The sequence below is a fragment of the Mannheimia sp. USDA-ARS-USMARC-1261 genome (assembly GCF_000521605.1).
In the GTDB taxonomy this organism is placed as follows: Bacteria; Pseudomonadota; Gammaproteobacteria; order Enterobacterales; family Pasteurellaceae; genus Mannheimia; species Mannheimia indoligenes.
Genome location: NZ_CP006942.1, coordinates 1571397 through 1584748, shown reverse-complemented (window position 1 = coordinate 1584748; position 13352 = coordinate 1571397). Strand labels below are relative to the sequence as shown.

Annotated in this window: 11 protein-coding genes; 6 read left to right on the top strand and 5 right to left on the bottom strand. The window is 37.4% G+C overall.

Features of this window, described 5'->3' with window-relative positions:
- Window positions 1-51: 51 nt before the first annotated feature.
- Complete coding sequence (gene secM, locus X781_RS07550) at window positions 52-372, bottom strand: secA translation cis-regulator SecM (protein ID WP_025236282.1); 321 nt, start codon at window positions 370-372, stop codon at window positions 52-54.
- A gap of 118 nt (window positions 373-490) precedes the next feature.
- Between secM and X781_RS07545 the strand changes: the two genes are divergently transcribed.
- The 3 genes from X781_RS07545 (at window position 491) to X781_RS12040 (ending at window position 2592) form a co-directional block, all read left to right on the top strand.
- Window positions 491-796: a DciA family protein gene (locus tag X781_RS07545; protein ID WP_025236281.1), complete on the top strand. Its 306-nt coding sequence runs from the start codon at window positions 491-493 to the stop codon at window positions 794-796.
- A gap of 15 nt (window positions 797-811) precedes the next feature.
- Window positions 812-1186: a copper resistance protein NlpE gene (locus X781_RS07540; RefSeq protein WP_025236280.1), complete on the top strand. Its 375-nt coding sequence runs from the start codon at window positions 812-814 to the stop codon at window positions 1184-1186.
- A gap of 78 nt (window positions 1187-1264) precedes the next feature.
- A protein-coding gene (locus tag X781_RS12040; RefSeq protein ID WP_144084207.1) for an IS3 family transposase occupies window positions 1265-2592 on the top strand; the annotation gives its coding sequence in 2 pieces (ribosomal slippage) (window positions 1265-1718 and window positions 1718-2592; 1329 coding nt in all).
- Window positions 2593-2652: 60 nt separating this feature from the next.
- Here the strand turns inward: X781_RS12040 and grcA are convergent.
- The gene (grcA, locus tag X781_RS07525; RefSeq protein ID WP_025236277.1) at window positions 2653-3036 is read right to left on the bottom strand and encodes an autonomous glycyl radical cofactor GrcA; all 384 of its coding nucleotides are present in this window, start codon (window positions 3034-3036) and stop codon (window positions 2653-2655) included.
- 169 nt (window positions 3037-3205) lie between these two features.
- Here grcA and ung point away from each other — a divergent pair, with 169 nt between their 5' ends.
- Genes ung through X781_RS07510 form a run of 3 tightly spaced genes read left to right on the top strand, consistent with a single transcriptional unit; the run spans window position 3206 to window position 5295 of the window.
- Window positions 3206-3877 (top strand): uracil-DNA glycosylase, encoded by a 672-nt coding sequence (gene ung / locus X781_RS07520; RefSeq protein WP_025236276.1) that lies wholly within the window; start codon window positions 3206-3208, stop codon window positions 3875-3877.
- Between the two features lie 23 nt (window positions 3878-3900).
- On the top strand, window positions 3901-4824 hold the full coding sequence (locus X781_RS07515; RefSeq protein ID WP_025236275.1) for an SPFH domain-containing protein: 924 nt from the start codon (window positions 3901-3903) through the stop codon (window positions 4822-4824).
- A 24-nt stretch (window positions 4825-4848) separates the two neighbouring features.
- Window positions 4849-5295: an NfeD family protein gene (locus X781_RS07510; protein ID WP_025236274.1), complete on the top strand. Its 447-nt coding sequence runs from the start codon at window positions 4849-4851 to the stop codon at window positions 5293-5295.
- Between the two features lie 130 nt (window positions 5296-5425).
- Here the strand turns inward: X781_RS07510 and X781_RS07505 are convergent, their stop codons facing one another.
- The 3 genes from X781_RS07505 to hrpA all read right to left on the bottom strand — a co-directional run bounded on the left by X781_RS07505 (window position 5426) and on the right by hrpA (window position 13344).
- Entirely contained in the window at window positions 5426-6295 is an 870-nt protein-coding gene (locus X781_RS07505) for a VirK/YbjX family protein (RefSeq protein WP_025236273.1), read from the bottom strand.
- Window positions 6296-6393: 98 nt separating this feature from the next.
- On the bottom strand, window positions 6394-9198 hold the full coding sequence (locus X781_RS07500; RefSeq protein WP_025236272.1) for a S8 family peptidase: 2805 nt from the start codon (window positions 9196-9198) through the stop codon (window positions 6394-6396).
- A gap of 234 nt (window positions 9199-9432) precedes the next feature.
- Window positions 9433-13344 (bottom strand): ATP-dependent RNA helicase HrpA, encoded by a 3912-nt coding sequence (gene hrpA, locus X781_RS07495; RefSeq protein WP_025236271.1) that lies wholly within the window; start codon window positions 13342-13344, stop codon window positions 9433-9435.
- Between the last annotated feature and the right edge of the window lie 8 nt (window positions 13345-13352).

The window sequence follows — 13352 nt, the reverse complement described above, 5'->3', positions numbered from 1 at the left end:
TCCTAAATATAAACATTGTTAATTATTTGATTTTAAACGTTAAATTTATAGTTAGGCGTAAGGTCCTGCTCGGATTGGATAAATATTTTGTTTATCCAAGCGGTAAGATTTAGTAAAAAATTCGCAAAAATTGACCGCTTGTGGTTTAATTTCCACAATATCGTAGTTCAATTCTGCGATAAAAAGTGATTGTTGCTCTAGCTCATTCGTAGCTTGAGCATACTGAAGAAAAGATTGATTGATAACTGCTTCTTGCTCACTTTCATTTGGATTAACCGCCTGAATTTCAGGTAACGCAAGCATCGCAACCATTCCGAAAAAAAGTTGCGACCAAAAAGGCGCCCTATGAAAATGTTTAAAAAATAAGCTCATTAAGTTAAGATTAAATAAAAATTTAAGTGATTATACGCTAAATTTAATCAGAGTTATCAAATAATTGGGTCAAGTAACGTAAAATCAAGTATAAAAATAGAGATAAAGTAAATAATAGATGAAAAATTCAGCACCTAAAAAGATTAACGAAATTTTACAGAACTCCACTTTAAGTCGAATTGTCGAAAAGGCAAATTTTGTGAATGATTTAAACCAAAAAATTCAGAAAATCTTGCCGGAATCTTATCGTGGGCTTTACCGAGTGGCAAATTTAGTTGATAATCAACTCATTATTAATGTAAAAAGTGCAACCGTGAGGCAAGGTTTATTGTTACAACAAACTGCTCTGTTAGCACAGATACAAACCGATTTACCTGAAATAACCCAGCTTGAATTTAGAGTAAATCCGAGCGTTAAAATTTAAAAAGAGGAAAAGAATATGAAAAAAATCGCACTCATTGGATTTACCGCAACTATGCTAGGTGCGTGTTCATTGTTACCACAAAAAAGCGTAACAGGTACTTATGCAGGTGTATTTCCTTGTGCTGACTGCGAAAAAATTCAAGCACAGCTGACTCTAAACGCAGATAGAACTTATCAATACGATACTATCTATTTCAAAGATAAAAAAGAGTATTCTTACCGTGATAACGGCACATACACTTGGGAAGCCAACAAATCAAACGTTATCCGTTTAGAGCACGCTTCCGGTAATTTGGCATTCCAAGTTTCCGACCAATATGTTGAACTTTGCGATCCGAACGGTAATACGGTAAAAAGCACAAACAATTATAAATTGAATAAAATTCGTTAATATGCGATTAAAGAGATTCTTTGATCTGCCCCCCAAAAGTTGGACTAAACCACCAACTGATTAAGGTGCAGATTTTTTATGACTAAATACAACCCATCTTTCAAACAACAAGTGATCGAATTTTATCTTCAAAACGGGAAAAATCGATCTCTCACCCGTCAGCATTTTCAGCTTGCCAAAACAACATTAGAGCGTTGGATTCACCAATATAATTATAATGGAAACAATGGGTTAGCTGTTTTAGGTAAAAAGCGGATTTACTCACCCGAATTTAAATTATCCGTTGTACAAGCGGTCAAAAACGGACAATTTTCTGCAAGAAACGCTTGCTTTCATTTTGGGATTGCCAATTCAGGTATCATCAGTCAATGGTTGCAAGCTTTTGATAAACAGGGTATAAACGGTTTATTTCCCAAACTCAAAGGTCGTCCGACAATGAAACCGAAATACCCGAAAATGCCACCGCCACCCCAAACCGAAGAAGAACGCTTGCGTTATCGCATTTTAGAATTGGAAGCGGAGAACGCCATCCTAAAAAAGTTGCAGGAACTCAACCAAGAAAAAATGCGGAAAAGGCAGGTCTCGTAAAAAGGTTGCGAAATCACTTTCCGCTTGAAATGCTATTGCCACTTATCGGTTTAAAACGCAGCACTTATTTTTATCATCTTGCCGATAAAGTGGATAAAAATGCTATGATTGAGCAAAAAATTGCTGAGATTTATCACGAAAATAAGGGGAATTACGGTTATCGCCGTATCACGTTAATGCTGAGAAAAATTTGGACGATTAACCACAAAAAAGTCCAAGCGATAATGCAAAAATTGGGTTTGAAGGGAAAATGCAAACGCAGAAAATACCGTTCGTATCAAGGGGAAGTTGGTAAAATTGCGGACAATCTGTTGGGACGCAATTTCCAAACCAGCAAGCCAAATGAGAAATGGGCTACCGATATCACGGAATTTAAATGTGCGGAAGGCAAGCTCTATTTATCGCCAATCAAGGATTTGTTCAATGGTGAAATTATCGCCTATGATTTAGCAGAGAGCCCCAATTTTGAGCAGATTAGCCAAATGATGACGCAGGCGATAGCAAAGCTTAACGGTGCAAAACCGATACTGCATTCTGACCAAGGTTGGCAATACCAGATGGCAGGTTTTAGGGAAATTTGTCGAAAAAACGGCATTACGCCAAGTATGTCAAGAAAAGGAAACTGCTTGGATAATGGGGCAATGGAAAGTTTTTTCGGACGGCTCAAAACGGAATGTTATTTTGGCAAGCGGTTTGATACCTTTGCCGAGCTTGAGCAGACGATTCACGACTACATTCATTACTACAACAATGAGCGTATTCAAGTGAAACTAAAAGGACTCAGCTCTGTGGAATACAGAACTCAGTCCTTGAATTAAATGAGTCTAACTTTTTGGGGTCAGATCAATATGGGTGCTTCTTCGCATTAAAAACTGTTATTATAGACTTTCAGTAAAAGTACGAGTAATAACATCACGTTGTTGTTCAGGGGTTAATGAGTTGAAACGCACGGCATAACCTGAAACACGAATGGTTAATTGTGGATATTTCTCCGGGTTTTTGATTGCATCTTCTAATGTTTCACGGCGTAAAACATTCACGTTTAAGTGCTGGCCACCTTCCACTTTGATAGTTGGAGCAACATTTACTGGTACTTCGCGGTATGCAATGTCGCCCAATTCGCTGATTGCAACGATTTGATCTTCTTGGTAACCCGCTTTAGCTGCTAAGCAACGAGCTTCATTTTTAGCTTCATCTAATAACCAAAAAGAGTTTAATAAGTTGCTGTTTGCTGACTCAGTGATTTGTACACCTTTAATCATTTTAAGTTCTCCTATAAAGAGTGAAATTGAAAATTACGAAAAAAGTTTAAATATTCAAATTTATTTGAAATTATTGTACCTGTTTTTAGATAAAAAGCGATAAAAATTTAACCATTTTTAGCTTACAGTATTCTATTTGAATGAAATTTAATCACAATTGGGTGTTTTTATGAAAACTTGGACAGAAGCCTTAGGCGAAGAAAAGCAAAAAGATTATTTTCAACAGATTTTGCAATATGTACATAATGAGCGGTTATCAGGCAAAGTAATATATCCGCCACAAAATGAGGTATTTAGTGCTTTTGCTTTAACAGAATTTAGCAATGTGAAGGTGGTGATTCTAGGACAAGATCCTTATCACGGACCAAATCAAGCACACGGGTTAGCCTTTTCAGTTAAACCTCCTGTTGCTCCTCCCCCATCTTTGTTGAATATGTATAAGGAATTATCCGAAGATATTGAAGGATTTCAGATTCCGCATCACGGTTATTTAATTGATTGGGCAAAACAAGGCGTTTTTATGTTAAACACGAGTTTAACTGTTGAGCAAGGTAGAGCAGGCTCACATTCACAAATTGGCTGGGAGATTTTTACCGATAAAGTTATCGCACAATTAAATGAACATCGAGAGAATTTGGTGTTTTTACTTTGGGGTAGCCACGCTCAGAGAAAAGGGCAGTTTATCGATCGTAATCGACATTGTGTGTTAGCTTCTCCGCACCCATCGCCATTGTCGGCTTATCGTGGATTTTTTGGCTGTAAACATTTCTCAAAAGCAAATAATTACTTGATTTCAAAAGAAATATCCCCAATTAATTGGCAACTACCTATCGAAATTTAATTGTTTATTTAAAGGAGAAAAAGATGGAATTTGATTTACCGATTTTAGGTGCTGCATTTGCAATATTGGTGCTGGTAGTATTAAGTTCAACTATCAAAATTGTGCCACAAGGTTATCATTGGACAATTGAACGTTTCGGGCGTTACACCAAAACCCTCACTCCGGGACTAAATATTGTTTTACCTTTTATTGATAGAGTTGGACGAAAAATCAATATGATGGAACAGGTATTAGATATTCCATCGCAAGAAGTTATTTCTCGTGATAATGCCAGTGTGTCTATTGATGCAGTCTGCTTTGTTCAAACCATTGACGCTCGCCGGGCAGCTTATGAAGTGAATAATTTAGAACAGGCGATTGTAAATTTAACAATGACAAATATGCGTACTGTGTTAGGTTCGATGGATTTAGATGATATGCTTTCACAACGTGATGTCATTAATAGTCGCTTGCTCTCGATTGTTGATGAAGCAACCAATATTTGGGGGGTAAAAGTAACTAGAATTGAAATTCGTGATGTTCGCCCACCAAAAGAATTAGTAGCTGCGATGAATGCTCAAATGAAAGCTGAACGCAATAAACGTGCAGACATTTTAGAAGCAGAAGGTATCCGACAAGCTGAAATTCTACGTGCAGAAGGTGAAAAGCAATCTCGTATTTTAAAAGCCGAAGGGGAGCGTCAAGAAGCATTCTTACAAGCGGAAGCTCGTGAACGTGCAGCAGAAGCGGAGGCAAAAGCAACTCAAATGGTATCTGAGGCTATTGCAAAAGGCGATACCACCGCAATTAATTATTTCATTGCTCAAAAATACACTGAAGCATTAAAAGATATTGGTTCGGCAGAAAACAGTAAAGTGGTGTTAATGCCTCTTGAAGCGGGCAATTTAATCGGTTCTGTTGCAGGTATTGCTGAATTATTAAAAGGCACTAAGAATAGCAGTAAGTAGTTCTGCTTTTAGCAAGGAGAAAATATGGATTGGCTATTTAACTGGAGTAGTTGGTTAATTTTAGGCTTTGTGTTACTTGCTTTAGAATTAATTATTCCAGGCGTATTGATTATGTGGTGGGGATTTTCTGCCATTTTGCTGGCAATGCTGGTTTGGCTATTGCCTGATTTATCTGTGAGTATTCAAATTAGTGGCTTCGCGATTCTAGCCATTGTCTTTAGCTTGATTTGGTGGAAATATCAACATACTAAAGATAAACAAGATGATAAATCTACATCGCTCAATTCAAGAGAGCAATCAATGATTGGTATGCAAGGTATAATTGTTGAAATACTGGAAAATGGCGTTGCTAGAGGTAAGTTTGGCGATACCACTTGGCGAGTGATGGGAATAGGGCTTAATTTAGGTGATAAAGTACAGGTTCAACGTGTTGATGGGATTACGTTGTATGTAACTAAAATGGTAGAATAATTTAATACAAGCGGTTATTTTTTATATTATTTTTGCTCTTTTAAAATAAAACCTTGAATTTATTCAAGGTTTTATTCTTATAAAAACAAGTAGGATAATTTTATTGAAAATTATGTCATATTTTATTTGTTTACCATAGCTCTTTCAGTTCTTGTTCTATCTTTTCAAATAGTTCATAGCGTTTTTTATACATAGAGCGTTTTTTACTCGGAATTGTGCTTAGTTCTTTTTTCTCAAGTATGATAGGTAATCGCCAATAATTATTAGAATTTAATGTCCCTCCATTTTCTTGCCAAAATAGATTGTAATTAAATAATAATTTAGAGTGATCATTCCAACGATATTTTGCTTGGTTTTTATGATGAATACCTAAAAGTTCTAAATTAAAATATTGAGCTATTAGCTTAAATATATTTACTAACATAAACATTGGACGAACACCATATAATTGTTTAGTTGCAGATTTAATTAATAACTGAGAGAGTTCAGTATTGGGTCCTTGAATAGATGAAATCAATAACTGATTTTTACTTAAAAGGGTAAAAGAGGCATCATAAATATGTTCTTTTTCGTTGTTTTGAATATTGAGTGAGAAAAAACCTTCTTGTGGATCTATTTGGTTAATACTTAGGTAGAGGCTTAATTCATCACTTAGTTTAATTAAACATATTTCTCTATCTTTTACTAACTGATTACAATAAGCAGCTCCAAATAGTTTTTCTGCACAATTAAAGTGAGTGATAATTGCATTTAATCGTTCTTTCTTATTGAATTTCTTATCACAATAGGTTTCGAGTAACGTATTAAAGCGATATAAATTTTGTTTGAATAATTCCGCCCATAAAGGATTATTAGTAAGATAGTTATTTAACTCATAGCATTGAGAAGAACACCATATTTTATGCAGATGATAACGTAAATATTCTCTTAATAGCTTTGTAAATCTTTTCTCGTTTGGAAATAATTCAATAAATGTTGGGGTGTTAAAAGTGCTTTCCATATAATACAATTAAGTGTTATTGTTTTCTAGAGTTTTAGATAAATTCAGGAAGAAATATTTGGCATATACTGTGATATGCCAAATATTTTAAGTGAGATTTAGAAATTTAATCCGATGTATGCTTTCCAGCCTAAATTGTGAGTAGATTTAAAACGATCATAACTCAAATTAGCGGAGGCAAACCAATTTTTATATTGTAATTTCGCTCCAATTTCACTATTTAAGTAGTTTGAACGTTTAATCTTCGCTTGGCTATGAAGAGTATAGTCTGCAATTTGGCTATTAATATTGGTGGCTTTCCCATTTAACCGATGGAGATAACTTAAGCTAATATATGGAGAAATACTCCCATTATCAAATTGGAATTTGCGTTGTAATTTTACACTTGGTACAACATTCACGTCATTGTAGCGAATAGATTTTGTACGAGAGGCTAATACACCAGTTTCATTCAAGTTGTTCATTTTAGTTTGTGTCAATTGTAACCCAAGGCTTGGTTCAATAATCCATTGATTTGGTATAAATTGATAACCAAGTCGAATTTCTCCACCAACACTTGAACCTCTATTATCTGCTTTTCCTAACTGCTCATTTTTAAATTGGCGAGTTTGTCGATATTTTTGACGCCCAAATTGTATCGCTGTTTCACTGAACCAACGATCTGCTAAATCATAACGTAAGCCAAGATTTAGTGTAGTTTGCTTCAATTCTGCTTCTGCATATAGTTTATTTAGCTTATCTTTTTGTTGGGAGAACTGTACGGTTAATAATGCTTTATCATTTAATTTATGGCTTACACCTAATAGGGACTGATGTTGCTTGATCTCCGTATTATTCTTATCATTGGATGACTGTTTTTGCTGTAGGTGTCCTGTCCATACATTGGTTTTTAGCGGAGAATGATACGCTATAAAAAGATTATGTTGAGCTTGTTCTAAACCTTTTGCATTTTGGCTACGCAGTAGCTCAATGCTTTCAGCGTAAATATGGTTAGATACAGCATAATGAAGATCATCTAACTTATTATGTTCTAATGCACCTTGAAGCCAATCATTATAAAAACCGCGACGATAAGCAAGCGGGCTATTTCTTAAATTATTTAGCAAATGTAATCCTGTCTGCCCGTTTGCATCGGCATATTTATCTGTAATTGGCTTATTGCTGTTTACTTTTGCAACAATGCCTTTGTTATTAAAATAAAGATCCTGCCTTAAACCGCGAGCAGTTAAATTCGTATTTTCAGACAGATGATCAAAACCTCCTTGATAAGAAGAGTTGTCTTTTAGTTGTAGTACATTAGCAGAAATGTCTCTCGCCTTTGCTATTTCTGTTAACCGATCATCAATTTTAAGAGAACCTGCTAATTGAACCGTTGCTTGCCCTTGAGCAATTCCCCCAATCTTTCCTAAAACAGTTAATTGGCTATCATTAGATGAAGTATAACTTTGTTTGATAGTGGTATGATTTACACCTAAAGTTGCATTATTAGTGATTTTATTCGCGGTTGTTTTACCATTTAAGTCTAGCTCACCTTTTTCAACAGAAAGATCTGTAAATGTATTATTACCATCAAGACTTAAGGATTTATTTCCTGTTTTTGTAAATTTAAATCGGCTAGAGAAATTATTTGTCCAACGATCATCTCGGGAAACATTAACTGCTTCATCACTTAAAAATTGCATAGGTCCACTAAGTGCGTTTTCTACATTTAGAAGCCCCCAACCATATACACTATCAACACCTTTTTCACCTAAGTCGGTTGCTGTAGTGAGTACAGTATCACGAATTTGTGAAGGTGTCAGATAATCAAATCTTTCCTTCACTATTGCTAACGCTCCTGTAACAACGGGAGCAGCAATAGATGTGCCGTTAGATGCTAGAAGGCTATATATTGGTTTTTTATTTTCATCAGGTGTTGCATTTAGGACGTGCAAATCTCCCGGTGCAGTCAAACACCAGTTTTTACTCACACCACAGTGATTAGAATATTCAGTAATTTTTTTCTTATTATCAACAGCAGCAACTGCAAGATATATACGTTCTAATTCCGGGAAATAGCGTGGCATCATCGCCATTACACCAGGTTGTTTTTTCTTTTCATTACCTGTTGCGAACACAAGCAGTGCATCTTTCTCTTTTGCATTCATTAATGCTTGAATTAGAGGGTGATCTGTAGATTTTTTTATGGATTGATAAAATTTATCAATTACCTTGATATCATCACTAACAGGATCAATATTCCAGCTGTTGTTAATAGCAAAAAGTTTTTTATCAATAAGTTTATTTAATGCAGTTGCCCATTCTGAACGTTCAAAGACCATATCTTTATCAGTACCAATTAATAAGTCAGATTCGGCTAATTCACTTAAACTAGGTTCTTTTTCGTCCTGCTCTTCACCTTCTTGCTCTTTTTTAGCTTCTGCCAAAAGTTCTTCTAGACTTCGTTTACGTGTATTGGTAGAAATGTAAACATCGGCATCTTTAGCAATACCCCCTTTAAATCCAAGTTTTTCATCTGATTTTGCTGATATCACGCCAGTAACACTTGCACCGTGCACTTCGTACCCTATTTGTAGTGCTGGTTGCCCCTCTTTTTCCGTTTTAGTAACTTCAAGCTGAGGGTAAGTTGGATCATAGGTGCGCAATTCGCCTTCTGGTGTGGTTAATTGGAATTTTAATGGCGTAATTCTTTTACCGGAAAATGGGTGCTTAACTATAAATCCACCGTCTAATACCCCTAACTTGACGTTTTTCCCACTATATTTTGCACTTATTTGCTCAGATAAATTAACAAGAGAATGAGGATTATTTATTTGTTGCTGCTGTGCATAAGCCACAGATAAAAAACTAGATAAACTGATAGCAATCAAACTTTTATGAAAATAGGGTTTTGTTTTAAGCATTTTATTATCTCCTTAATTTTAGGAAGGGTATTTTAGACCTATAAAATATTATTGCAAATAATTATCATATATTATTGATAAGGATCAAAAATATTGTATTAATTATTTAGCATATTTTTTGTTTTTATTGAAAATAATAGATTAAATGTAGCAAGCTTGCTTTCTTTTAGAATATAAAAAGGAGGAATATGCAATTTGCATATTCCTCCTTCTAGCAAATAGTAAGGCTGATAGTTATTTTTTTAGATCATTAATTGTATTTAAAATTCTCTTATCAGAAATCGGATACTTTGTACCAAGCTGTTGAGCAAATAGGCTGACCCGTAGTTCCTCGATCATATATCGAATTTCCTGCACTTCATCAGGCATTGGCTTAGATTTTGGCAGTTTGCTTAAAAGTTGCTTATAGACTTCTTGGACTTGTTCGATGCGTAACATTTTGGCTCGGTCAGTATTGCTATCAACTACCAGTTTATCTAAACGGCGTTCAATGGCGGTTAAATAGCGGTGTAAATCGCTTAATCTTTGATAGCCGGTTTTGGTTACAAATTCCGGATAAATCAATCCATCAATTTGGGCTTTAATATCACTTAACGCAAATGCCATTGTGAAATCCAATTTGCCTTTTAGGCGTTTATTCAGCTCATACGCCAACGTTAAACATTTTTCAACCTGTTTTGCAATATCAACAGTGGTATCATTAAGATTTGCTCGTACATATTCGTGCAGTTCGTTGAATTTCTCCTCAGTCCATACAAAACCGCCGAATTCCCCAATCAACTTATCCACTGCACAGGCGATACAGTCGTCAATCAGTTCTATCACTTTGCCGAATGGAGCAAAATATAAGCCGAGCTTAGCTTTATTTGGTAGTTTTTCGTGTAGATATTTGATTGGTGAAGGCACATTGAGCAACAATAAACGGCGTAACCCAGCCTGCATTGCCCGAGCCTGTTCAAATTCCGTTTCAAATAGTTTCACGCCTACTGCACTCTGTTCATCGACAATCGCAGGGTAGGCTTTCACACTGAAATGGGCTTTCTTCTGTTCGTAGAATTGCGGTAACTCGGCAAAATTCCAAATATGCACACCGCTTTGCTCAATGCCGTCATCAGCGATATTTGAAAGCGTATTCTGTACTTCATTTTTGAGAGCAAATTTCAGCTCGTCTAAATTCTCGCTCTCTTGTAATTTTTTGCCTTTGTCGTCTACCACACGGAAGGTCATTCGCAAATGCGGCGGTAGCTGGCTGATGTCCCACTGTTCAGCCTCAACTAACACGCCGGTCATTCGACGAAGTTCATAGCTTAAACTTTCCAATAATGGTTTTTTAAACGGCTCAACCCGCCCTAAAAAGGCATCAGCATAGTTAGGAGCAGGCACAAAGTTGCGGCGTAATGACTTTGGTAGACTTTTGATCAAAGAAACAATTAACTCGTGGCGAAGCCCCGGAATTTGCCAGTCGAAACCATCAGGCTCGACTTGGTTGAGTAATGGCAATGGAATATGCACCGTTACGCCATCGTGATCTTTACCCACTTCAAATTGATAGCTGAGTTTTAATTTAAGATTATCTTGATACCAGAAATTCGGGAAATCCAGCTCGCTCGCCAAGTTAGCATTATCGTTAATCAAGAACGATTTTTCAAAGTTCAGTAGCTCAGGATCGCTTTTCGAAGCCTTTTTCCACCAAGTATCAAAGTGTTTGGCGGACACCACCTCTGTACCTATTCGTTGATCATAAAACTCGAATAATACCTGCTCGTCCACTAAAATATCACGGCGGCGGGATTTATGCTCCATTGCCTCTACTTCGCGGATCAAGCGGTTATTTTCTTTAAAAAATTTGTAATTATTATGCCATTCACCTTCCACCAGTGCTGAGCGGATAAAAATTTCACGGCTGACGCTTGGGTCAATCGAGCCATAATTAACAGGGCGATTTGTTACAATTGGAATGCCAAATAGCGACACTTTTTCAGATGCCATCACCGCTCCTTTGGACTTCGCCCAGTGTGGCTCGCTGTAACTGGATTTGGTTAAATGTACTGCCAATGGTTCAATCCATTCCGGCTCAATGCGAGCAACCATTCGTCCCCAAAGTTTGGTGGTTTCTACCAGTTCTGCTGCCATTACCCATTTCGGCTGCTTTTTGAAAAGCACGGAATTCGGGAAAATGAAGAAGTGAGCATTTCTTGCCCCTAAATAGTGCATTTTCTCATTATCTTTCAAACCGATATGCGAGAGTAGCCCTGTGAGAAGGGCAGTATGAATCGGCTGATAAGTGGCAGCTTCACTGTTAATTTTTAGCCCCATTTCACGCACGGCTAGACGGAGTTGGTGGTAAATATCCTGCCATTCCCGCACACGATTATAGTTTAAATAATCCTTACGGCAGAGATTGCGGAATTGATTTTTCGATAACTCTTTTTGTTGCGTTTGAATGAAATGCCAAAGGTTTACAAATGCCAAGAAATCGCTCTCTTTATCGGCAAAGCGGCGATGTTTATCGTCTGCGGACTGCTGTTTCTCCTGTGGGCGTTCTCTCGGATCTTGGATAGAGAGAGCGGAAACGATCATCATTACTTCGTGCAATGAACCGTTTTTCGATGCCTCAATAATCATTCTGCCTAAACGAGGATCGACAGGTAGTTGAGCGAGCTGTTTACCGATTAGTGTCAATTTATGTGTAGACAGGCGAGCTCCGTTTCGGTTAGGAATAATTGCTTGCAACTCTTCCAACAACCTAATCCCATCTTGAATTTGACGGCTATCAGGTGCATCGACAAATGGGAAAGATGCAATATCACTCAGCCCGAGCGAGGTCATTTGCAAAATTACAGACGCGAGGTTGGTTCGTAAAATTTCCGGATCGGTAAATTGCGGACGAGCGTTGAAATCCTCTTCTGAGTAGAGACGGATGCAGATCCCTTCCGAAATACGCCCACAACGCCCTTTCCGCTGATTAGCAGAAGCTTGGGAAATCGGTTCAATCGGTAAGCGTTGTACTTTGGTACGATAGCTATAGCGGGAAATACGAGCCGTGCCGGTGTCGATTACATATTTAATATTCGGGATTGTCAGTGAGGTTTCCGCTACATTAGTGGCTAAAATAATGCGGTTTAACCCACCACTCGGCTGGAAAATTCGTTGTTGCTCCGTAGCTGACAAGCGAGCGTAAAGTGGCAGAATTTCGGTATGGCGAAGCTCCTGCTTTTGTAGAGCTTCGGCGGTATCACGGATTTCCCGTTCGCCATTCATAAAAATCAGAATATCGCCTCTTCCTTCAGATTGTAGCTCATCAACGGCATTTAAAATACCTTGTAATTGGTCTTGCTCCTCTTCTTCTACAATTGGTCGGTAGCGAACTTCAACAGGGAAAGTTCGCCCAGACACTTCAATAATAGGGGCATTGTTAAAATGTTTGGAAAAGCGTTCTACATCAATGGTGGCTGAGGTAATGATTACTTTCAGATCAGGGCGTTTATGCAGAATTTGTTTTAAATAGCCCAAGATGAAATCGTTGTTCAGCGAACGTTCGTGGGCTTCGTCGATAATCAGCGTATCGTATTGATTTAAGTAACGATCATTTTGAATTTCGGCAAGCAAAATACCGTCTGTCATCAGTTTAACTAAGCTGTTTTCACTTACTTGATCGTTAAAACGGACTTTGTAACCGACAGTCTCCCCCAGCTCTGATTTCAGCTCTTCAGCAATACGGGTTGCCACAGATCGAGCTGCAATTCTGCGGGGTTGAGTATGTCCGATTAATCCTTTTACGCCTCGTCCGAGTTCCAAACACATTTTCGGTAATTGGGTGGTTTTACCCGAACCGGTTTCACCAGCAATTACGACCACTTGATTTTCAGCAATCAGCTTTAAAATTTCCTCACGGCGAGCGGAAACAGGCAGATCCGGATAGTCAATTTTTAGATTTTGGGCGTGGGTTTGGCGGATAAAAAAGCGAGCTTGGCAAGCAGTTAGATCTTGCAAAATTTCGTCTAAAACTGACCGCTTGTTAGCTTCATTTTTAATATTTTCTGCTCCTTTTAATCTGCCGAGTAGGCGACGAAAATCGCTCGTTGTGATATTTTCCAGTTTTACAAGCGGTTGATTTTCTTCATTTTTTCGCAAATTCTTTTTCATCACTTCCT